Origin of the sequence: Pseudomonas sp. 02C 26 (assembly GCF_002843585.1) — a bacterium.
Lineage (GTDB): Bacteria > Pseudomonadota > Gammaproteobacteria > Pseudomonadales > Pseudomonadaceae > Aquipseudomonas > Aquipseudomonas shirazensis.
In genome coordinates this window covers 2287687-2306810 of record NZ_CP025262.1, presented here as the reverse complement: position 1 = coordinate 2306810, position 19124 = coordinate 2287687, and the positions used below count along the sequence as shown (strand labels likewise).

Sequence of the window (19124 nt, the reverse complement as noted above, 5' to 3'; positions counted from 1 at the left end):
CTGGCGCCGCTAGCGTCGTGCTGCCAACAATCCCAGGCCGGCGCAGCCCAGCAGCGAGGCACTGATCCGGTTGAACAACCGCCGAGGCCGCGGCTGGTTGAACCAGCGCTGCAGATAGGCACCGAGTGCGCCATAGATGGCGATGGCTGCCCATTCCAGCAACAGGAACCACACGCCCAACCAAAGGAACTGCTCGCCTACCGGCGTGGGACTGTCGGTGCTGACGAATTGCGGCAAAAACGCGGTGAACAGCAATATGGCTTTAGGATTGCCCGCCGCCACCCAGAACTCCTGCCGGGCCAGCCGCCAGATCCCGCGAGGCTCGCCGCTTCCTGAAGCAGCCTCACCCACCGGCGCCCGCCACAGCTGCCAGGCGATATAGAACAGGTAGCCCGCCCCGATCAACTTGATGGTCAGAAACAGCCAGGCGCTGGTATGCAGCACCACAGCGAGGCCCATCGCCGCCAGGGCGATCATGCCGCTGAACGCCAGAATTCGGCCGGCTCCCGCCAGGCAGGCGCTGTGCAGGCCATAGCGGCTGGCATTGTGCAGGGACAGCAGGTTGTTCGGTCCGGGCGCCATGTTCAGGGCAAAGCAGGCGGGAATGAATAGCAGCAGGCTCGAAAGGTCCATTGTTGTTCTCCTTGATTACCTACGCAGCCTCGCCCCGCTCTGGCTTAGGGTCAAGCACAGTCATGCGGCAAATGGCCGACACAGTACCGAGCAGGTAGACTCGCAGGTCTGCACAGCAACTCAGACAGGCCACTGATGCACACCGCAAGCAGCGAAATCTGGCACGACCCGGCGTTGCCCTTCGTCGAGAGCAGACGCGCCTGTCATAGCCGTGCCTGTTACAAGGCACACAGCCATCCGACCTTCTCGATTGGCGCGGTCGATGCTGGTTTCAGCCGCTTCAGCGGTGCCGGTGCAGGCCAGCAACGCTTGAGCCCGGGCGCTCTGGTACTGGTGCCCGCGCAGCGGGTGCATGCGTGCAACCCTGAATCCGGGCAGGCCTGGAGTTATCAGATGGTGCACATCGATGCGCAGTGGCTAAGTCAGTTGCGCGCAGAATCCGGCGTCGTCGCAGGCGACCGTGGCGGACCGGCAAGAATCAGCCGCTGCCCGCAGGCCTATCGACACTTTTGTCAGTTGAACACGCTGCTGTTCTCCGCCGCCGCGCCGCTGCAAAAAGAGGCTGCGCTGGTGCAGTTCATGGCCGAGCACGACTTCTCAGCGTATGCGCCCTCTCCGACAGCCCCTGCACCGTCCTTGAGCGGCGCCGCCCTTGTCGACGTTATCGCGGCTATCGACCAGGCCGAGTTGGCCGAGCTCAATCTGGCCTCTCTCGCAGCCCTAGCCGGGCTTGGGCGTTATCAGCTGATCCGCGCATTCCAGGCGGCCACCGGCCTGACCCCGCACGCCTACCTGCTCAATGCGCGGGTCAATCGGGCACGGCAGTGCCTACGCCAAGGCCTGCCGTTGGCAGAAGTCGCCTATAAACTGGGCTTTGCCGACCAGAGCCATTTTCAGCGGGTATTCAAGGCGCATGCCGGCACAACGCCGGGGCGCTATCGCCTGATGCGCTGACTGCAATATTGTTCAATACGCTATCCCGGGCGGGCCGCAGAATTGCGCCTCCAATGCCTGAGTAGTGCCGCCCCATGGAGCAATTTCTGATAGTCGCCAGCGCCCACTTCCTCGCGCTGCTGTCACCCGGCCCTGACTTCTTTCTGGTTGCGCGCAGCTCGATCAAAGCCGGCTGGCGGGTAGCCAGCGGCGCCTGCCTGGGTATCGCCCTGGCCAACGGCGTGTTTATCGGTGCAGCGTTTACCGGGGTATCGGTGCTCAAGGACGGCAGTGCACTGTTTATCGCGCTGCAAGTCGCAGGCTGCGCCTACTTGCTGTACATCGGCGGACTGTTCCTGCGCCATGCCGGCGAAAGCAGCTTTGGTGAGGTCGAAAGCGAACCCGTGCAGGCCGCGCAAGGCTGGTTGAGGTGCCTGCTGATGGGCTTTGCTTCGGCCATTCTCAACCCGAAAAACGCACTGTTCTACGCAAGCCTGGCAAGCATGCTCGCCAGTACCAGCACCGCGTGGAAACTTGCCTATGCCAGCTGGATGTTCGGTGTGGTGTTGCTGTGGGACCTGCTGGTCGCCTGCGCCATTGGCAACCGCCGCGTGCTTAGCCGCTTCATCCACGCCTTGCCATGGCTGGAACGTGCCTCAGGGGCACTGCTGATTGTGCTCGCCAGCGCCGTGCTCATTCACTTGTGGCGGGGCTGAGCAGGACCAACCGCTGCATATCCAGCAGGCTGAAATGGCCCTTGCTCCAGCCGCCGGTATCCAGGTGCCAGACATTGCCCAGCTGTTTTACCTGCAGCACCGATGTATGCCCCACCAGTAGCGCTCTCAAGCCCTCTACCGTATGCGTATCGCCCTCGCGCAAACGCCGCCGCGACCATTGGCAGATCTCGCGGACGCGCGGGTCATCCTCGCCCAACAGGCTGGTACGTAACTGTGACCATTCATTGAATGGGCTATCGGCATGCACCAGGCCGATCGGCCCGTCTACGGTGGCCACCTGCAGGGCCAGCGGCAGGGTAACGAAAACACTGGCATAGCGCTGCTGCTCAGCACTGGGCAAATCGAGAAACCAGCCGCCGCCTGCCGCGCGGTACATATCCAGATCCAGCGGGTCGCCGCACAGGTAACTCACCGCCAGCGCTTCGTGGTTGCCCTGCACTGCATGGAACCAAGGCTGCGCCAGCCACTCCAGGGCCTCTTCACTGTGCGGTCCACGATCAACCAGATCGCCGACGCTGAACAGGCGATCAACCTGCGGATCGAACGCCACCTCGTCCAGGCACTGCTGCAAACGCGGAAAATGACCGTGGATATCGCCAACTGCCAAGTCCCTGCCCAGTTCATTGGCGGCTACCTGCTGGAAACGCTGCATTGCAACTACCCCTTTCGCAAACGACGCAAGGCAATCGGTGCTATCAGCCGGTGAAACGGCGCCACGGGCAACATATACAGACGTCCCAACAGGTTGTGGGTTCGCACCACGGTGCTAACCAGTACCTCACACTGCCCGGGCTGTGCTGACGGTCGACGCAACAAGGCTACATGCACATCCAGATGGCGATCGCTGTCGACCAGCAGCACCTCATCATCAGTATTGGCCAGTAGCGTAAAAATGCCCACCCGCTGCCCTGCTTCATAGCTGCCCGCAGAGCGCTGCGAATTGACTGCCCTGAGCCGGCCCAGATCCTTGAGCCCCACCAGCTGGGCTAGCCGATTGCGCAGCACCATCAAATTATCGATCCAGCGCGGCATGCCGCGCATCATCTCCAGGTAATGCGCCATCGCCGGCAGCCCATGGTCCACGAGCGTGATCGACTGACAATGACTAAAGCTGGCTTGCTGGGCGCTGGGCCAGATCAGTGAATCAGGTGGAATAGCTGCGTGCTGGCTCATCTCGTCTCCGTCCGTGGATCCCACTGGCGTGGGTAATTGCTCCGATAGTATCCTCGGTGCTTCCGCGGCGTCATCCAGGGATTGGTCATGAAACTGTGTGCAGTACAACTGGCAGCGCTCAAGGGTGACCTGGCTGGCAACCTGCGTCGACACCTGTACTGCATCGAGCAGGCGGCACGTGCCGGCGCGCAATTAGTGGTGTTTCCGGAGTTATCCCTGAGCGGCTACGAGCCCGCCCTCGCCCAAGCGCTGGCGCAACCCGCAGACTCGGTCTGGCTGGAGCCGGTGCAAACGCTGTGTGACCAGCTTGGAGTAAGCGTGGCCTTGGGCTTGCCGCTGCAGGCCGCAAGTGGCGTGCAGATCGGTATGCCGATTCTGCGCCCTGCGAAACCTGCACTGGTGTACGCGAAACAGCGCTTGCATGCCGACGAGATGGAGTTCTTTACTGCAGGGGACAATCCGTTGGTGTTCACTGCAGGTGAGCTGCGGGTCGCTCCGGCGATCTGCTATGAGTCGATGTTTCTTGAGCATGCGATGCAGGCTCGCGAAGACGGCGCAGGGGTATATCTGGTCAGCGTAGCCAAGTCAGCCAAAGGCATCCGTGAAGGTTTTGCCCATTATCCCGCCGTTGCCAGCCGGCTGAGCATGCCTGTATTGCTGGCCAACTGCGTGGGCCCGGCGGACAACTTTACTGGCGCCGGCTGCTCGGCAGCCTGGGACAGCCAGGGCCGGCTGCTGGCAGCGCTGGATGAGCACAGCGAAGGCCTGATCATGCTCGACACCACAAGTGCCAGCGCCGCGGTAATTGAGTTGGCCGAGCTTTCTGGCGGCCGTTAAAAATCCAGCACCAGGCTCTGGCGCCCTTCCAGGGCCAGCAAAAACTGCTTGGCCTGCAAGCCGCCGGCAAACCCGGTCAGACTACCCGAGGCGCCAATCACCCGGTGGCACGGCGCGATGATCGACAGGGGATTGCGCCCATTGGCCGCGCCGACTGCGCGCACCGCACTCGGCTTGCCGATCTGTCGGGCAATGTCGCCGTAGCTGCGGGTTTCGCCAAACGGGATGGTCAGCAACGCCGCCCACACCTCACGCTGAAACGCGGTGCCGGCAAAGTCCAGCTCAAGCTCGAAGTGGCGCCGTTGACCGGCGAAATATTCACCCAACTGCAGCGCGGTCTGCTGCAGCAGCGGATGCTCGTCATCACGCAGCAGCTCACCCAAACGCACCCGGTTTGCGCGCTCCTGCTCCCACAGTACAGCAGCCAGGCGGTCATCGCGGGCGACCAGGGTGAGCACGCCAACGGGCGACGGCATGAGCGTGAATGAACTGGGCATAAGGCGGACCATGAGCAAAGAATCAACAGCTTACTGCAATCGATGCCGAGCTAATCAAATTGAATTGTTGCGCGGGTGTGCCAGTCGATAATCATGAGCAAAGTAATCTGAAGAGGTAACAGCGATGACTATCGAAGCAGAGACACTCACCCAGCTCACCGATGTCCTGGCCCAGCAGGGGCTGACCCGTCTGGTCCAGGTTCGGTTTACACGCACCCCTTATCGGTGCAATCACAAGTGGGTCTGCGAAGTACGCTGACGGCCTTTGCTACCCGCTGGTTTGGAGCGCATAGCTCGCGCTGAGGAGGGTCAGGTCGTGCGAAGGGCGATTGGTGAACCCTTGTGGCAACCCTCACGATCTAATCTTCTTCGGCTATTTCGCATATGCCATTTGCCCCGCCTTTGCCGGTATAGGACATACTCGGCGTACCATCAGGGCTGATCGATAACGATACGGTCACACCGCCGCCTTTGCCCTCGAAGTAGTTGTCATTGATCTTCTTCAACTTGGCTTCTTTGCCATTGATGAACAACGGCCCGCCTTCATCGGTGTGAACCTCGAGGTTGCCCGGGCAGATAGCGTTCACCATTGGGATCTCTGCGTTGGCGACGCCGGCCAGCGATACCAATGCGATGATGCTCAATACTCGTTTCATCGTTTACCTCCAAGCGCGGCCTCACCGCCAGTTCATCAGCAATAGCCCAGTTTGGCCTGAACTGCCAGCGCCGGATCAAGGCGCAGACTTGGCCGGTCATGACTCCATGTAAGCTTGCACGCACATGGCTTTGGCTTTTTGCACGAAGTCTTCAAGATCCTTGCGTCGCTCTTGCTCGGTATCGCGCACAGGATAAGCCAACACTTGCCTGGACAGGATGTCGCGCAGGGTATAAGTCGCGGCTGTCGGCGGCCGATACAGGTTATCAGTTGCCCAAGCCCGTTTGCAGACGTCTTGGCGTTGTCTGGTAGGAGCTCCGCCGAGCGGACCAGCGCGACATGACGCGCACCCTGCCGTTAGTATGGGTTGCATCGCTAGGTACACCTGAACCCAAACCAACGACGCCAAGCCTTAGCCAGATGATCCAGTCCGACCTCGACCTGTTCGGCCCATCCCCGCAGCGCCTGGCTGCGCAGACGGTCCTGCTTCCAGGTTTTGTCCTGCCTCAGGTCGAAACCCTGCTGGACGACCTGCGGCCAATCCTGCGCGCAGCCCCGTTTCGGCACATGCGCACCCCAGGTGGTCAGGCCATGGCCGTTGCGCTCACCAATTGCGGCTCGCTTGGCTGGGTCAGCGACCAGCAAGGCTACCGCTACAGCCCGCACGACCCGCTCACCCAACAGCCCTGGCCAGCCCTGCCTGAGAGCTTCTTGCAGGTCGCCCGTAACGCGGCTGAAACCGCTGGCTTCGATAATTTCACCCCCGATGCCTGCCTGATCAACCACTACCTTGCCGACACCAAGCTGAGCCTGCACCAGGACCACGACGAAAATGACTTCGCCCATCCAATCGTGTCCATCTCGCTAGGGTTGCCGGCGGTGTTTCTGTTCGGCGGGATGCAACGCAAGGACCCGACCCAGCGCATCGCCCTCAATCACGGTGACGTACTGGTATGGGGCGGCGAAGACCGCCTGCGCTTTCACGGGGTAATGCCGGTCAAGCCCGGCACCCACCCACGGATGGGCGCACGCCGGATAAACCTCACCCTGCGCCGGGCGGGTTAGCTGGCCGAGCTCAATGTACAAGCGCAGCAGGAAAGCAACTGCACGTCCCAATCAACGGATCTGGTGTTTGTGCAAGAGTCGATAGAAGGTGGGTCGAGAGATGCCCAGCACCTTGGCGGCGATACTCAGATTGTCCGAATGCCGGTTGAGCACATCGCACAAGGCCTGGCGCTCAGCACGGTGCTTGTAATCCTCCAGCGTCGCCAGCGGCTGCTCCTCGGGGACCAGCACCTGCAAACCCAGATCCTGCGCCTCGATCTGCCGGCCCTCGGCCAACACCAGCCCGCGCCTGACCCGATTGGCCAGCTCGCGCACGTTGCCCGGCCACTCATGCCGGCCCATCGCAGCCAGCGCACTGTCGCTGAACGAGCGCGGCCTGCGCCCGGTCTCCAGGCTGTAAAACTGGGCAAAATGGCTGGCCAGCATCGACAGATCACCGTGCCGATCGCGCAGCGGCGCAGTGACCACCTGCAGCACGTTGAGCCGGTAATACAGGTCTTCGCGAAACTTGCCGCGCTCGATGGCTTGCTCAAGGTCCACATGGGTAGCAGCCAATACCCGCACATCAACAGGGATCAGTTGATCGCCGCCAACACGCTCGATGTGTTTTTCCTGCAGAAAACGCAGCAGATTGGCCTGCAGCTCAAGCGGCAGATCGCCAATTTCATCGAGGAACAGGGTCCCACCGTTGGCTGCCTCAATGCGCCCGACTTTACGCTGGTGCGCGCCGGTGAATGCACCCTTCTCGTGGCCAAACAGCTCGGACTGGATCAGATGTTCAGGGATCGCCCCGCAGTTGATCGCGATAAACGGCTTATCGTGCCGCTGCGACTGACGGTGCAGAGTGCGCGCGACAAGCTCCTTGCCGGTACCGCTCTCGCCGCGGATGAGTACTGGCGATTCGGTCGGTGCCAGCTTGCCGAGCAGCTTGCGCAGCTCGCGTATCGGCCGGCTGTCACCCAGCAGTTCATGCTCGGGCTTGTCCACCTGCACTGCGCCCTTGCCACGCAGGCGGGCCATGCCGAAGGCGCGGCCGAGGGTTACCTGCACCCGGGAAACGTCGAACGGCAATGTATGGAAGTCAAAAAACCACTCGCAGACAAAGTCGCCAACGTTCTGCGCACGCAGTTGCTCGGCATTGAGCACGGCGATCCATTCGGTATTACTGCGCTTGATCATGTCCTTGACCGCATCAGGCGCCTGCAGGTGCGACGCTTGCAGGCGCAGTACACCAACATCGCAAGGGTGCTCAAGGGCCGCCGCCAGGGTGCAGCTGTGCACGTCCCAACCGGCACCGCGCAGGCCCGGTAACAGACGGTGGCAGTCGTCGCACGGGTCGACGATCAACAGGCGACGTTGCGCTGCAGCTTCGAGCATGACCGTTCCTTGGCGCCAATTGTTGGTTTTTTAAGTAGAAACAATACGTTGCAGCGCCCGAATTAACAGTAGCAACGAACTCAAACTTACCCAGTACCGTTGGTCTGCCGACTGCCCGCCGGCAACTCCGCAACACGCCGACTTTTACAAATTGTTGCCGTCTGAGCCGGGCACCTGCGCGGATTGGACTATTTGCAAAAAAATTTCATCAAGGCTGTGACTTCATCCTGCTCAGCGAGCATCAGTATCCATAACCCCGCGCTATTTACCTTGGCACCTTTGATACAGCGCGGACTTACTTTCGCTGTTTGGGACCATAGAGAGACCGAACCATGAATGCCCCGCTCCGTGTCAACGAAGCACTGCTGATTGCCGACCACGCCTTCGAACCCTTCCAGTGCGTTGCCTGGGATGCACCCAACGGTACTGGTGAACTGAGCCTGGCAGTGATCGACCGGACCAACACCCGTATCGGCAGCAAGCAAGTCTCCTCGCGTATTTATTCAGACCCGGCGCAATGGGCCAGCCTGATCGAGGAAGTGCGCGCCGAACTGTGTCAGAAGGGTTATGACTTGCAACCTTGGTCGATGCCCAAGTAAGCATTTGTTGATGCTAAAAGTGCGTGCCTGGCGCGCACTTTTAGCAACTCGCACTGTGCCTTGATGGCAACTCTCTCGTTAGCGCGACATCCTGTCGCAGCCGCCATTCGTGACGTCTGGATATATATCAGCGCAGCTGCTTGAAGTGCTGGATATGCTGATACTCGGCCTGCAATTGCTGCGCTAGCAATCTGCCTTTACCGACCCGCACTGGCGCCAATTCCATGTCGATCAACCAGGTCGTGCAGGGCATCGGCTGCAGCGCGCCCCAGCGTTGCAGGCGACCATCGGTAAACACCAGGCAACGCTGGACCTCCTGCGGATGCCGCTGGTGTCGTGCCTGCAGCCATTGCCGAGCTTGCTCCAAGGCGCTGATCAGCGGCGTGCCGCCACCCGCGCCGAGGGCCTGCAACCAAGGCTGCAGCGCCGCCGAAGCTTTCAGCCCATGCCGCTGCCACTGGGCCGAACGACCACTGGCGGTCAGCAGAGCCAGACGTGCGCGTTGGCGATAGGCTTGATCGAACAGCTCGGCAAGCACGCCCTTGGTCTGGGCAAGCGCCTGATGTCGGCGGGTTGACGCCGAGGCATCGACAATCACCAGCCACAGCTCTGCCGGTTGCCCCTGACGCTGCTGCCAGCACAAATCGCCACGCTGCTTTGGCCGCCCCTTGAGCAGGGTCGCCGGCCAGGCGACACGCCCGGCAGCGGCCTTGCGCGCCTGTCCACGCGCAGCACCGCGCAAGCTGCCTGGCCGGGGCTTGGCATCCGCCGCGGACAAACCTTGCTGACGGATGCTCAGGGCTTTTTTGCCCAGTTTGGTACCTCACGCCGCGGCCCCGCTGCAACCGGTTGGGCTGGCAGTGCACCACTGTCGCCGCCCTGCCCCGCGCTGGCATTGCTGCTGGCTGGCGACTGCGCCGGCGCTGGGCTTGGCGGTTGCTGGGCTGGGGATTCGCGGCGGCGATGGCGCAAGGCAAACTCGGCTACGGCGGTGACGTCTTCTTCATCGATGTGCTCGCTGCCGCGCCAGGCAGCGTGAGCACGTGCAGCTCGCAGCCAGACCAGATCTGCGCGCAGGCCATCGACCCCAGCAGCAAAACAGCGTTCGGTGATCCAGGCCAGGGCTTGGTCATCCAGCGCAATCTGTTCCAGGCGCACGCGCGCTGCCTGGCAGCGCTCGCGCAGGTCCTGCTGCGCACCGGCCCACTCGGCGCAGAAGCCTTGCGGATCGCTGTCGAAGGCCAAGCGCCGGCGGATGATCTGCTGGCGTGCCTGCGGCTCGGGCAACTCGTCCAGCGACACGTTCAGGCCGAAGCGATCAAGCAGTTGCGGGCGCAGCTCGCCCTCCTCCGGGTTCATCGTGCCGATCAAGACAAACCGCGCCGAATGACGATGGGAGATGCCGTCGCGTTCTATGCGGTTGGTGCCGCTGGCAGCAACGTCCAGCAACAGGTCAACCAGCGGATCGGGCAGCAGGTTGACTTCGTCGACATACAGCACGCCGCCATCGGCGTGGGCCAGCACTCCAGGGGAAAACTGCGCTTTGCCCTGGCCCAGCGCTGCGTCGAGGTCCAGCGTGCCGACCAGGCGCTCTTCGGTCGCGCCCAGCGGCAAGGTGACAAAGGGTGGCTGCTGCTCGGCGCTGCCGAGCAGGTCTGCCAGGCCACGGGCCAGGGTGCTCTTGGCCATGCCGCGCGGGCCTTCGATCAGCACGCCGCCGATCTTTGGGTCGATTGCGGTCAGGCACAATGCCAGCTTGAGCGCCTCGGCGCCGACCACGGCGGCCAGCGGAAACTGCATCGGTTCAGTCATTTCAGTGGTCTTCCTCACCTTCGAGCAACTGCTCCTCAAGTGCTTCACGGTAACTGCCGGGTTCCTCCCAGAGGCCGCGTTGCTGGGCCTCCAGCAAACGCTCGGTCAGGTCGCGCAGGGCCTCGGGGTTGTGCTCGCGCATGAATTCACGGGTCGCCGGGTCAAGCACATAGGCCTCGGCCAGCGCCTGATAATGATGGTCGTCGATCAGGTGCGTGGTGGCGTCGAAGGCGAACAGGTTGTCGACCGTCGCTGCCAGCTCGAACGCGCCTTTGTAGCCGTGGCGCTTGGCGCCATCGATCCACTTTGGGTTCAGCGCCCGAGCACGGATAACTCGGTTGAGCTCTTCCTTGAGAGTGCGGATGCGTGGTCGGTCGACCTGGCTATGATCGCCGTGGTAACTCGCTACCGCCTCGCCGTGCAAGGTTTCGGCAGCGGCCAGCATGCCGCCCTGGAACTGGTAATAATCGTTGGAGTCGAGCAGGTCGTGCTCGTGGTTGTCCTGATTCTGCAGCACTGCCTGCACCTGGCCCAGCCGCGTGGCGAACTGGGCACGGGCGGGCGTGCCCTCGTCACTGGCGCCGTAAGCGTAGCTGCCGTAGTTGAGGTAAACCTCCGCCAGGTCCTTGCGGTCCTGCCACAGACGGCCGTCGATGGCGTTCTGCACCCCGGCTCCATAGGCACCGGGCTTGGCGCCGAACACCCGCCAACCAGCCTGGCGCGCAGCCTGCTCGGCTTCGATGCCTGTCTCGATCAGGGCCTGGCGCTCAGCACGCACGCGGGCCGCCAGCGGGTTGAGGTGATCTGGCTCGTCCAGTGCCGCGACTGCCTGCACGGCGGCGTCGAACAGGCGGATCAGGTTACCGAACGCATCACGGAAGAAGCCTGACACACGCAGGGTGACGTCGACCCGTGGCCGGTCGAGCAAGCTCACCGGCAGGATCTCGAAGTCGTCGACGCGCTGGCTGCCGGTGGCCCACACCGGGCGTACGCCCATCAAGGCCATGGCTTGGGCAATGTCGTCGCCACCGGTACGCATGGTCGCGGTGCCCCAGACCGAAAGGCCGAGTTGGCGTAAATGATCGCCGTGGTCCTGCAGGTGCCGCTCAAGAATCAGGTTGGCCGAGGCGAAGCCCAGTCGCCACGCAGTGGTAGTGGGTAAGTTGCGCACATCGACGGTGTAGAAATTGCGCCCAGTCGGCAGCACATCAAGCCGGCCGCGGCTCGGTGCGCCACTGGGGCCTGCCGCGACGAAGCGCCCAGCCAGTGCCGCGAGCAGGCCCTCGAGCTCGGCGCCGCCACAGCTGTCGAGGTTTGGCGCGACAACCGAGAGCAGCTCTCCAAGTACCTGTGCCACGCCCTGCCATTGCTCTTCGGTGGGCAGCTTCAGGTTGCCGGCCAGCGCTTGTTCAATCAACGTCAACGCCAGTTGTTCAAGGCGCTCGCGCGTATCACCGTGGGTGCGCCAGGCCGCGTCGTCCAGTGCCTGCAACATGGCCGGCCGTGGCCCTTGCCAAGGCTGACCGAGGTCGCAGTCGAGCGGATCGAAACCGAGCTCGAAGGCTTTGCCCAGAGCACGAATCAGGCTGGCGTTGCCGCCTTTGCCGTCACCACGCTCGACCCGCAGCAACGCCAGCAGCGTATCGCTGCGCAGGCGGCCTTGCGGCGATTGGCCGAACACGTGCAAACCATCGCGAATCTGCGACTCTTTCAAGTCGCACAAGTAGGTATCCAGGCGCGGCAGCCACACGGCAGCATCATCCAGCTGACCTTCAAGCTGCAGCTCTCGGTCGATATGGTTGGCCTTGACCAGCGCCAGGATGTCGCGCTGCAGCTCCTGCGCACGGCGCGGATCAAGCAGCTGGGCTTCGTAGTATTCGTCGGCCAACTGTTCGAGGTCGCGCAGCGGGCCGTAACTCTCGGCGCGGGTCAGCGGCGGCATCAGGTGATCGATGATCACCGCCTGGGTGCGGCGTTTGGCCTGGGCGCCCTCGCCCGGATCGTTGACGATAAACGGGTAGATGTTCGGCATCGGCCCCAGCAGCGCGTCGGGCCAGCACTGCGCCGACAGACCGACGCCCTTGCCTGGCAACCACTCGAGGTTGCCATGCTTGCCGACATGAATGACGGCGTCCGCTGCATAAGCGTGGCGCAGCCAGAAGTGAAAGGCCAGGTAGCCATGCGGCGGAACCAGATCCGGGTCGTGGTACACCGCACTGTGGTCAACCTGATAACCGCGCGCCGGTTGGATACCGACGAAGGTCTGCCCAAAGCGCAGGCCCGCGACCATCATGCGGCCGCTGCGGCACATCGGGTCTGTTTCAGGGGCGCCCCAGCGGGCGAGCACGGCCGCCTGGTTTTCTGCCGGCAGCTGAGCGAACGCGGCCTGGTAGTCGGCCAGGCTCAGGCTCTGCGCGCATGGGCGCTGATCGAGGTTGTCGAGGTCGTTGGTCACGCCGCCGAGCAAGTGCTGGATCAGCGCGGTGCCGGTGGCCGGCAGCTCGTCCAGCGGATAACCCGCAGCGCGCATCGCCTCAAGGATGTTCAAGGCGGCCCCCGGCGTGTCCAGGCCGACACCGTTACCAATCCGGCCATCGCGGGTCGGATAGTTGGCGAGGATCAGCGCGACACGCTTTTGCCCATTCGGCAAGCGCGCCAGCGCGACCCAGCGACGGCCCAGCTCGGCGACGAAGTCCATGCGTTCCGGGTGGGCGCGATAGCACACCACATCCGCCTGGCTGCGTTCACTGCGCCAGGCCAGGTCCTTGAAGCTGACCGGCCGGGTGATGATCCGCCCGTCCAGTTCCGGCAACACGATGTGCATGGCCAGATCGCGGCCGCCGAGGCCCTGCTCGCTGGTTTCCCAGCCCAATTGATTGTCCTGCGCGCAGATCGCCTGCAACACCGGTACATCCCGGCGCAGCGGCCGCGCGTTGGGGCGCTCGGGGCTGGACAAGGCAAAGCCAGTGGTGTTGATCACCACCTCGGCCTGGACCTCATCCATCCACGCTTCAACCTGATCGAGACAGGCCCGCTCTTTGAGGCTGGCTACAGCGATCGGCAACGGGTTGAGCCCCGCCATCTGCAGCCGCTGACAGAACATGTCGATGAACGCGGTGTTGGCCGCCTGCAGGTGCGAGCGGTAGAACAGCAGCGGCGCCACCGGCAGCGCAGGATCCCAGTCGGCGTACCAGTCCGGCAACTGCGCACTGGCCTTGGCTGGGTGGTAGACCACGGTACGGGCCAGCGCTTCCGGCTCCTGCCAGGCATAGTCGCGCTGGAACCACAGGTTGCCCACGCAGTTGAACAGATTCAGCGCGTTGGCCTTGCCGCCCTGGCGCAGGTAGTGCCACAGGCGCTCGGCCTGGTCGCTGCTGACCGTGCTCAAACCGGTGAGCTCGGGGTCAGGCCGATCATCGCCCGGGACCATGATCACCTGAACACCGCGCGCCGCCAGCTCGACCAACTGCTCGATGCCGTAGCGCCAGTAGCCAACGCCGCCGTGCAGTGATACCAGGATCAACTTTGCATGGCGCAGCACCTGGTCGACATACAGGTCGACCGAGGCATGGTTTTGCACCTGCATGGGATTGGCCAGGCGCACGCTGGGGTAGTCGCCAGGCAGCTGTTCCGCGGTTTCGGCCAGCAGCGCCAGGTGCGAGTCACCGCTGCACAGAATGACCAGTTCGGCGGCAGTCTGGCCGAGGTCGGCAATACTGTCGTCTGGGACAAAACCACCGGGCTGGGTGCGCAACAGGTGCATGGATCAGGCTTCCAGAGCCTGACGCAGACGGGCCTCGAGCTGGCTGGCGTCGAGCTCCTGGCCAATCAGTACCAGGCGCGTGATGCGCGCCTCGTCAGCGCCCCAGGCCCGGTCGAAATGCTTGTCGAAGCGGGTCCCTACGCCCTGGATCAGCAGACGCATCGGCTTGCCCGGGATGGCTGCAAAGCCTTTCACGCGCAGGATGCCAAACTCCACTACCAATTGGTTGAGGGCCGCCAGCAGCAAGCGCTCATCGGCCTCTGGCAAATCCAGCGAGATCGAGTCGAAGGCATCATGGTCGTGATCGTCATGATCATCGTCGTCATGGTGGCTGTCATGATGAGTTCGGCGCCCATCAATGTGCGCTTCCGATTCGGCACCCAGGCCCAGCAGCACATCCAGCGGCAGGCGGCCGCTGCTGGCTTCGATGACCTTGACCGCCGGCGGCAGCTCTTCGGAGACTTCGGCGCGAACCTTGGCCAGGCCTTCGGCGTCGATCAGGTCGGCCTTGTTCAGCACCACCAGGTCAGCGCTGGCCAGCTGGTCGGCAAACAGTTCGTGCAGCGGCGACTCATGATCAAGGTTCGGGTCGAGCTTGCGCTGGGCATCGACCTGGTCTGGGAACGCTGCGAAGGTACCGGCAGCCACTGCCGGGCTGTCGACCACGGTGATCACCGCATCGACCGTGCAGGCGTTGCGGATTTCTGGCCACTGGAAGGCTTGCACCAGCGGTTTGGGCAAGGCCAGGCCGCTGGTTTCGATCAGGATGTGGTCCAGATCGCCGCGACGTGCCACCAGCTCACGCATGACCGGGAAGAACTCTTCCTGCACGGTGCAGCACAGGCAGCCGTTGGCCAGCTCGAAGACACGCCCGTAGGCTTCTTCTTCGGTGCAGCCGATGGTGCATTGTTTGAGGATTTCGCCGTCGATACCGAGCTCGCCGAACTCGTTGACGATCACCGCGATGCGCCTGCCCTGGGCGTTGTCGAGCATGTGCCGCAGCAACGTGGTTTTGCCCGAGCCGAGGAAGCCGGTGACGATGGTGACGGGGAGTTTGGCCAGTGTTTTCATGGATGCGTGTGCCCTTGGCAGAATGGCGCGGGCATGCAGGACGAGCGCCGCAGGCTGTCACAGCCGGGCTTGTTCGCCTCCGGATCACCCCGCCCGGATTAAAGTCGAAATCGTCTCGAGGCAGGTCTCCTGGCTTGCACCGCACCGGCGCCGGGCCGGTTGGATGACGCCTTCCCGCGCAAGGCGCAGTGGCTGTGTCGATCCTGATCAGTGCTTACAGTTGCGGGGGCAGCCGCGGCTTGACCGCGTTCCCGTCTTAGCTCCGGCCACGCCGGAGAACCTCGAAGCAGACAAGGCTACGCACCCCGGCGGCAAGCTGCAAGCGGCTTTAGGGGCTGTCATATGCCATATATAGGCGGCTGAATGCACGCTGGCGTGCAACTTGTCACTTGCAGCGCGCCGCTGCGGCATGGTTTGCTAGCGCCTTGCGTTCAGGTGCCCCCTATGGGGTGAAACGGGAAACCGGTGCGTCGCTGGCCTCAATGGAGAGCCCGACTACTCCGGTGCTGCCCCCGCAACGGTAAGCGAGCGAAGTGTCTTGACCACTGTGCCAGGCTATAGGGCATGGGAAGGTGACGCTTTTCAAGGAGCCCTGCTCCTCCTCGTGAGCCCGGAGACCGGCCTGCGTAGTCGAATATCAACACCCCGCGGTGGGCGGGCGCTGTCGCATTGCCCTGGGCCATCCATGCCCGGGGCCGGTGCGCTTGCCCCCTGCCTATAAAAAGCAGAGGATTGCGTCATGCCCATCACCAGTGCCAAACACAGCATCGCCACCCCCGTCAGCCTCAGTCAACGCCTGGTCATCGCCGTCGGCGCCAGCCTGGTTGGCCTGTGCCTGGTGTACTTCGCCGGCTTCTCGCACATCGAGGCGGTGCACAACGCAGCCCACGATACGCGCCACAGCGCTGCCTTCCCCTGCCACTGAGTAGACTCGCATGATCACGCGCATTGCCCGTACTGCAGGGTTCAGCGGCCTGCTCGCCGCCCTGCTGCTGACCCTGCTGCAAAGCTTCTGGATCAGCCCGTTGATCCTCGAAGCGGAAACCTTCGAGAGCCCAGCGCCGGCTGCCCAGCATGAGCATGGCGACAGCGCCGTTGCTGCCCACGAGCACAGTGCCGAAGCCTGGGCGCCTGAAGACGGCTGGCAGCGCGTGCTGGCCACCACCGGCGGCAACCTGGTGGTTGCAGTCGGCTTTGCCTTGATGCTGGCAGCGCTGTACAGCCTGCGCGAACCCAACCGGGTCGCCACCGGAGCGCTGTGGGGCCTGGCCGGTTTTGCCGTGTTCTGCCTGGCGCCAACCCTGGGCTTGCCAGCCGAGCTGCCGGGCACGGCGGCAGCCGACCTTGGCCAACGCCAGACCTGGTGGATCGGCACTGCGGCCGCAACTGCGGTCGGCCTGGGCCTGATTGTGTTTGCCCAGCATTGGCTGCTGAAGGTAGCCGGCGTACTGCTGTTGGCGCTGCCACACGTGATCGGCGCGCCGCAGCCGAGCGTGCATGAAAGTCTTGCGCCTGAGGCCCTGGCAACCCAGTTCAAGATCGCCTCGTGGCTGACCAATGCCGCCTTCTGGATTGCCCTGGGCTTGCTCAGTGCGTGGTTGTTCCGCCGCTCGCGGCAGGCTTGATGTCTGAGCCGCTACCCGCCGTGTATGTCGGGGTTGGCTGCCGCAAGGGCTGCCCCGCCGACCTGCTTGAAGCGCTGCTGCAACAAAGTCTGGCCAGCCTTGGCTTAACCCTGCATGCAGTGCAGGGCATCGCCAGTATCGAGCTGAAAGTCAGCGAGGCTGGCCTGCATCAACTGGCCGAACGCCTGCAACTGGCGCTGCAGTTTTTTCCCGCTGAACAGTTGCAGCGTTTTGCCCCACAGCTCAGCCAGCACTCCGCTACAGCCTTCGCCCACAGCGGCTGCTGGGGCGTAGCCGAAAGCACCGCCCTGGCCTTGGCCGCGCGTGCTCACGGCTGCGCGCGGCTGGTGCTCACCCGGCAAACGTTGGCGGGCGCTACCCTCGCCCTCGCCAGTGCTGGATAATCGCCTCCATTTTATTTGCAAGGATTTGCCATGACGGTCTACTTCATCGGCGCCGGCCCGGGCGATCCGGAACTGATCACGGTCAAAGGCCAGCGCCTGATCCGGCAGTGCCCGGTGATCATCTACGCGGGCTCGCTGGTCCCCGCCGCAGTGCTCGAGGGCCACAGCGCCGAAACTGTCATCAACAGCGCCGAACTGCACCTTGAGCAGATCATCGACGCCATGCACAGCGCGCATGCGCTAGGCCACGATGTGGCGCGGGTGCACAGCGGTGACCCGAGCCTGTATGGCGCCATCGGCGAGCAGATCCGTCACTTGCGCGAGTTGGGCATCGACTACCAGATCATCCCTGGGGTAACGGCAACGGCGGCCAGCGCCGCGCTGCTGGGTTGTGAACTGACCCTGCCGGGCATCGCTCAAACGGTGATCCTCACTCGTTACGGCGACAGCTCGCCGATGCCCGCCGGCGAGCAACTCGGCGATCTGGCCCGGCATGGCAGCACCCTGGCGATCCACCTCGGCGTCAAGCACCTGCCACGGATCGTCGCAGAGCTGCTGCCGCATTACGGCGCTGACTGCCCGGTTGCGGTCATCCATCGCGCCACCTGGCCGGATCAGGACTGGGTCAAAGGCACGCTGGCGGACATCGTCGAACTCACCAGTACACGGGATTTTCGGCGAACTGCGCTGATCCTGGTCGGTCACGTACTTGGGGATACACCGTTCGCCGAATCAGCCCTGTATCGCGCCGGCCATGCTCACCTGTATCGCCCCGGCAACGGCTGATTGCCAGCGCCGCCAGCGCGGAGCAGACTCGACCCACCTTTGTTGCTATCGGAGCCACGCCCATGCTGGAACTACGCCCCAACTGTGAATGCTGCGCCGTCGAACTGCCCGGCGACAGCCCGGATGCAATGATCTGCTCGTTCGAATGCACGTATTGCCGTAGTTGTGCCGAACAACGTCTGCACGGACGCTGCCCGAACTGCGCTGGTCAGCTGCAAATCCGGCCGACCCGCGTTGGTAACGCACTGAGCAACAACCCCGCCTCAACTAAGCGCGTCATCAAAGACCACGCGCCCTGCGCCTGATTTCTACCGCCGGCAGGCCGGAAGGCCTGCCGCATCCTGATTGTTACCGTATTTTTTGTAGGAATTTTCCTCAGAATCACTTGGTTTGTTCATCACGCATATACTCGGCATTATCATGGACTGAGAATCGACGTATCTTGCGCGCTGCCTGAGGCTTGCGGATCAACCCTCAGCTACGTTCCTGTGTGATTCAGGCAACGGACCCTCTTCACCACAGGAGCTAGCAATGACAACCGTGATGCTGGTCGATGACCACCCAATCGTTCTGACGGCTGTACGCATGCTGCTTGAGCGCGAACGTTTTCGAGTCATTGGCACCGCCGAAGATGGTAAGGAAGCCGTGGAACTGGCCCGCAAACTCTCACCCCAGGTAGTGATCGTTGACATCGGCCTGCCCGAGCTGGACGGCATGGAGGTGATCAAGCGCCTGCAGCTGCTGGACCCACCACCCAAGATCATGGCCCTGACCGGGCAGCCTGCCGACCTCTACGTCAGGCGTTGCCTGGACGCCGGGATTGGCGCTTTCGTCAACAAGAACGAAGACATCGAGTCGGTGGTATTCGCCCTCAAGGCACTGATCAAGGGCTACTCGACCTTTCCGCAAATGTCGGTCAACAGCAATTCGCTGGAGTCTGAGAACGCCCGACTGGACAGTTTGTCCAACCGTGAAATGGAGGTACTCCGCAGGCTGGCTCGGGGCGAAAACAACAAGGCCATTGGCGAGTCCATGAACCTTAGCGCCAAGACCATCAGCACCTACCGCGGACGCATCATGGAGAAGCTCAAGTCGGAGTCGCTGGTGGAAATGATCGATCTGGCCAAGCGCAACAACGTCAACTGAAGCTTTACGCC

Annotated in this window: 22 protein-coding genes and 2 riboswitches; of the genes, 12 read left to right on the top strand and 10 right to left on the bottom strand. The window is 63.0% G+C overall.

Annotation, left to right across the window (positions count from 1 at the left end; translation table 11 throughout):
• Positions 1–9: 9 nt before the first annotated feature.
• The gene (locus CXQ80_RS10410) at positions 10–633 is read right to left on the bottom strand and encodes a LysE family translocator (protein WP_101319091.1); all 624 of its coding nucleotides are present in this window, start codon (positions 631–633) and stop codon (positions 10–12) included.
• Between the two features lie 135 nt (positions 634–768).
• Here CXQ80_RS10410 and CXQ80_RS10405 point away from each other — a divergent pair, with 135 nt between their 5' ends.
• Together CXQ80_RS10405 and CXQ80_RS10400 are read left to right on the top strand one after the other, a co-directional pair.
• Positions 769–1587, top strand: coding sequence for an AraC family transcriptional regulator (locus CXQ80_RS10405; protein ID WP_101319089.1), 819 nt, complete (start codon positions 769–771; stop codon positions 1585–1587).
• Positions 1588–1661: 74 nt separating this feature from the next.
• Positions 1662–2282, top strand: coding sequence for a LysE family translocator (locus CXQ80_RS10400; RefSeq protein ID WP_101319086.1), 621 nt, complete (start codon positions 1662–1664; stop codon positions 2280–2282).
• On the opposite strand, the gene CXQ80_RS10395 is transcribed toward CXQ80_RS10400, so the two are convergent.
• Together CXQ80_RS10395 and CXQ80_RS10390 are read right to left on the bottom strand one after the other, a co-directional pair.
• Positions 2260–2955 carry a metallophosphoesterase gene (locus tag CXQ80_RS10395; protein ID WP_101319084.1) on the bottom strand — a complete coding sequence of 232 codons (696 nt, stop codon included), beginning with the start codon at positions 2953–2955 and terminating at the stop codon, positions 2260–2262. The two genes, CXQ80_RS10400 and CXQ80_RS10395, sit on opposite strands and share 23 nt — an antisense overlap.
• A gap of 5 nt (positions 2956–2960) precedes the next feature.
• Positions 2961–3476, bottom strand: a complete 516-nt coding sequence (locus CXQ80_RS10390; protein WP_101319082.1) for a DUF2867 domain-containing protein — start codon at positions 3474–3476, stop codon at positions 2961–2963.
• Positions 3477–3563: 87 nt separating this feature from the next.
• On the opposite strand from CXQ80_RS10390, the gene CXQ80_RS10385 reads away from it, so the two are divergent.
• Positions 3564–4313, top strand: a complete 750-nt coding sequence (locus CXQ80_RS10385) for a carbon-nitrogen hydrolase family protein (RefSeq protein ID WP_101319080.1) — start codon at positions 3564–3566, stop codon at positions 4311–4313.
• On the opposite strand, the gene CXQ80_RS10380 is transcribed toward CXQ80_RS10385, so the two are convergent.
• Positions 4310–4810, bottom strand: a complete 501-nt coding sequence (locus tag CXQ80_RS10380) for a methylated-DNA--[protein]-cysteine S-methyltransferase (RefSeq protein ID WP_101323008.1) — start codon at positions 4808–4810, stop codon at positions 4310–4312. The genes CXQ80_RS10385 and CXQ80_RS10380 overlap by 4 nt on opposite strands.
• A gap of 124 nt (positions 4811–4934) precedes the next feature.
• Here CXQ80_RS10380 and CXQ80_RS24985 point away from each other — a divergent pair, with 124 nt between their 5' ends.
• Complete coding sequence (locus CXQ80_RS24985) at positions 4935–5069, top strand: hypothetical protein (RefSeq protein WP_256585737.1); 135 nt, start codon at positions 4935–4937, stop codon at positions 5067–5069.
• A 100-nt stretch (positions 5070–5169) separates the two neighbouring features.
• Here the strand turns inward: CXQ80_RS24985 and CXQ80_RS10375 are convergent, their stop codons facing one another.
• Positions 5170–5466, bottom strand: a complete 297-nt coding sequence (locus tag CXQ80_RS10375; RefSeq protein ID WP_101319078.1) for a hypothetical protein — start codon at positions 5464–5466, stop codon at positions 5170–5172.
• 419 nt (positions 5467–5885) lie between these two features.
• Here CXQ80_RS10375 and alkB point away from each other — a divergent pair, with 419 nt between their 5' ends.
• On the top strand, positions 5886–6530 hold the full coding sequence (gene alkB / locus CXQ80_RS10370; RefSeq protein ID WP_101319076.1) for a DNA oxidative demethylase AlkB: 645 nt from the start codon (positions 5886–5888) through the stop codon (positions 6528–6530).
• A 51-nt stretch (positions 6531–6581) separates the two neighbouring features.
• Here the strand turns inward: alkB and CXQ80_RS10365 are convergent, their stop codons facing one another.
• The gene (locus tag CXQ80_RS10365) at positions 6582–7907 is read right to left on the bottom strand and encodes a sigma-54 dependent transcriptional regulator (RefSeq protein ID WP_101319074.1); all 1326 of its coding nucleotides are present in this window, start codon (positions 7905–7907) and stop codon (positions 6582–6584) included.
• A gap of 332 nt (positions 7908–8239) precedes the next feature.
• Here CXQ80_RS10365 and CXQ80_RS10360 point away from each other — a divergent pair, with 332 nt between their 5' ends.
• Positions 8240–8506 carry a hypothetical protein gene (locus CXQ80_RS10360; RefSeq protein ID WP_101319072.1) on the top strand — a complete coding sequence of 89 codons (267 nt, stop codon included), beginning with the start codon at positions 8240–8242 and terminating at the stop codon, positions 8504–8506.
• Positions 8507–8633: 127 nt separating this feature from the next.
• Here CXQ80_RS10360 and CXQ80_RS10355 read toward each other — a convergent pair whose 3' ends face one another.
• From CXQ80_RS10355 to cobW, 4 genes are read right to left on the bottom strand one after another with little or no spacing between them, the layout of a single operon-like run.
• Positions 8634–9248 carry a VWA domain-containing protein gene (locus CXQ80_RS10355; RefSeq protein ID WP_101323007.1) on the bottom strand — a complete coding sequence of 205 codons (615 nt, stop codon included), beginning with the start codon at positions 9246–9248 and terminating at the stop codon, positions 8634–8636.
• Positions 9249–9301: 53 nt separating this feature from the next.
• Positions 9302–10318, bottom strand: a complete 1017-nt coding sequence (locus CXQ80_RS10350) for an ATP-binding protein (protein WP_101319070.1) — start codon at positions 10316–10318, stop codon at positions 9302–9304.
• 1 nt (position 10319) lies between these two features.
• Positions 10320–14081 carry a cobaltochelatase subunit CobN gene (gene cobN / locus CXQ80_RS10345; RefSeq protein WP_101319068.1) on the bottom strand — a complete coding sequence of 1254 codons (3762 nt, stop codon included), beginning with the start codon at positions 14079–14081 and terminating at the stop codon, positions 10320–10322.
• Between the two features lie 3 nt (positions 14082–14084).
• Complete coding sequence (cobW, locus tag CXQ80_RS10340; RefSeq protein WP_101319066.1) at positions 14085–15152, bottom strand: cobalamin biosynthesis protein CobW; 1068 nt, start codon at positions 15150–15152, stop codon at positions 14085–14087.
• A 101-nt stretch (positions 15153–15253) separates the two neighbouring features.
• A riboswitch (cobalamin riboswitch) is annotated at positions 15254–15451 on the bottom strand.
• Between the two features lie 117 nt (positions 15452–15568).
• A riboswitch (cobalamin riboswitch) is annotated at positions 15569–15793 on the top strand.
• 98 nt (positions 15794–15891) lie between these two features.
• On the opposite strand from cobW, the gene CXQ80_RS10335 reads away from it, so the two are divergent.
• From CXQ80_RS10335 to CXQ80_RS10310, 6 genes are all read left to right on the top strand, one after another.
• Complete coding sequence (locus tag CXQ80_RS10335) at positions 15892–16077, top strand: CbtB-domain containing protein (RefSeq protein ID WP_101319064.1); 186 nt, start codon at positions 15892–15894, stop codon at positions 16075–16077.
• A gap of 10 nt (positions 16078–16087) precedes the next feature.
• Entirely contained in the window at positions 16088–16777 is a 690-nt protein-coding gene (locus tag CXQ80_RS10330) for a CbtA family protein (protein ID WP_101319062.1), read from the top strand.
• Positions 16777–17181, top strand: coding sequence for a cobalamin biosynthesis protein (locus CXQ80_RS10325; RefSeq protein ID WP_101319059.1), 405 nt, complete (start codon positions 16777–16779; stop codon positions 17179–17181). The genes CXQ80_RS10330 and CXQ80_RS10325 overlap by 1 nt, the downstream gene beginning before the upstream one ends.
• A 30-nt stretch (positions 17182–17211) precedes the next feature.
• Positions 17212–17967 carry a precorrin-4 C(11)-methyltransferase gene (gene cobM, locus CXQ80_RS10320; protein WP_101319057.1) on the top strand — a complete coding sequence of 252 codons (756 nt, stop codon included), beginning with the start codon at positions 17212–17214 and terminating at the stop codon, positions 17965–17967.
• A 62-nt stretch (positions 17968–18029) separates the two neighbouring features.
• Positions 18030–18272: a DUF1272 domain-containing protein gene (locus tag CXQ80_RS10315; RefSeq protein ID WP_101319055.1), complete on the top strand. Its 243-nt coding sequence runs from the start codon at positions 18030–18032 to the stop codon at positions 18270–18272.
• Positions 18273–18498: 226 nt separating this feature from the next.
• On the top strand, positions 18499–19113 hold the full coding sequence (locus tag CXQ80_RS10310) for a response regulator transcription factor (RefSeq protein ID WP_101319053.1): 615 nt from the start codon (positions 18499–18501) through the stop codon (positions 19111–19113).
• Positions 19114–19124 lie beyond the last annotated feature (11 nt).

What these genes read in the sequence shown, in the direction of transcription:
- CXQ80_RS10310 (WP_101319053.1), top strand. Translation starts at nt 18,499, where the DNA reads ATGACAACCGTGATGCTGGTCGATGACCACCCAATCGTTCTGACGGCT.
- CXQ80_RS10405 (WP_101319089.1), top strand. Translation starts at nt 769, where the DNA reads ATGCACACCGCAAGCAGCGAAATCTGGCACGACCCGGCGTTGCCCTTC.
- cobN (WP_101319068.1), bottom strand. Translation starts at nt 14,081, where the DNA reads ATGCACCTGTTGCGCACCCAGCCCGGTGGTTTTGTCCCAGACGACAGT.
- CXQ80_RS10350 (WP_101319070.1), bottom strand. Translation starts at nt 10,318, where the DNA reads ATGACTGAACCGATGCAGTTTCCGCTGGCCGCCGTGGTCGGCGCCGAG.
- CXQ80_RS10330 (WP_101319062.1), top strand. Translation starts at nt 16,088, where the DNA reads ATGATCACGCGCATTGCCCGTACTGCAGGGTTCAGCGGCCTGCTCGCC.
- CXQ80_RS10385 (WP_101319080.1), top strand. Translation starts at nt 3,564, where the DNA reads ATGAAACTGTGTGCAGTACAACTGGCAGCGCTCAAGGGTGACCTGGCT.
- alkB (WP_101319076.1), top strand. Translation starts at nt 5,886, where the DNA reads ATGATCCAGTCCGACCTCGACCTGTTCGGCCCATCCCCGCAGCGCCTG.
- CXQ80_RS10335 (WP_101319064.1), top strand. Translation starts at nt 15,892, where the DNA reads ATGCCCATCACCAGTGCCAAACACAGCATCGCCACCCCCGTCAGCCTC.
- CXQ80_RS10325 (WP_101319059.1), top strand. Translation starts at nt 16,777, where the DNA reads ATGTCTGAGCCGCTACCCGCCGTGTATGTCGGGGTTGGCTGCCGCAAG.
- cobM (WP_101319057.1), top strand. Translation starts at nt 17,212, where the DNA reads ATGACGGTCTACTTCATCGGCGCCGGCCCGGGCGATCCGGAACTGATC.
- CXQ80_RS10315 (WP_101319055.1), top strand. Translation starts at nt 18,030, where the DNA reads ATGCTGGAACTACGCCCCAACTGTGAATGCTGCGCCGTCGAACTGCCC.
- CXQ80_RS24985 (WP_256585737.1), top strand. Translation starts at nt 4,935, where the DNA reads ATGACTATCGAAGCAGAGACACTCACCCAGCTCACCGATGTCCTGGCC.
- CXQ80_RS10390 (WP_101319082.1), bottom strand. Translation starts at nt 3,476, where the DNA reads ATGAGCCAGCACGCAGCTATTCCACCTGATTCACTGATCTGGCCCAGC.
- cobW (WP_101319066.1), bottom strand. Translation starts at nt 15,152, where the DNA reads ATGAAAACACTGGCCAAACTCCCCGTCACCATCGTCACCGGCTTCCTC.
- CXQ80_RS10400 (WP_101319086.1), top strand. Translation starts at nt 1,662, where the DNA reads ATGGAGCAATTTCTGATAGTCGCCAGCGCCCACTTCCTCGCGCTGCTG.
- CXQ80_RS10360 (WP_101319072.1), top strand. Translation starts at nt 8,240, where the DNA reads ATGAATGCCCCGCTCCGTGTCAACGAAGCACTGCTGATTGCCGACCAC.
- CXQ80_RS10410 (WP_101319091.1), bottom strand. Translation starts at nt 633, where the DNA reads ATGGACCTTTCGAGCCTGCTGCTATTCATTCCCGCCTGCTTTGCCCTG.
- CXQ80_RS10395 (WP_101319084.1), bottom strand. Translation starts at nt 2,955, where the DNA reads ATGCAGCGTTTCCAGCAGGTAGCCGCCAATGAACTGGGCAGGGACTTG.
- CXQ80_RS10365 (WP_101319074.1), bottom strand. Translation starts at nt 7,907, where the DNA reads ATGCTCGAAGCTGCAGCGCAACGTCGCCTGTTGATCGTCGACCCGTGC.
- CXQ80_RS10375 (WP_101319078.1), bottom strand. Translation starts at nt 5,466, where the DNA reads ATGAAACGAGTATTGAGCATCATCGCATTGGTATCGCTGGCCGGCGTC.
- CXQ80_RS10380 (WP_101323008.1), bottom strand. Translation starts at nt 4,810, where the DNA reads ATGCCCAGTTCATTCACGCTCATGCCGTCGCCCGTTGGCGTGCTCACC.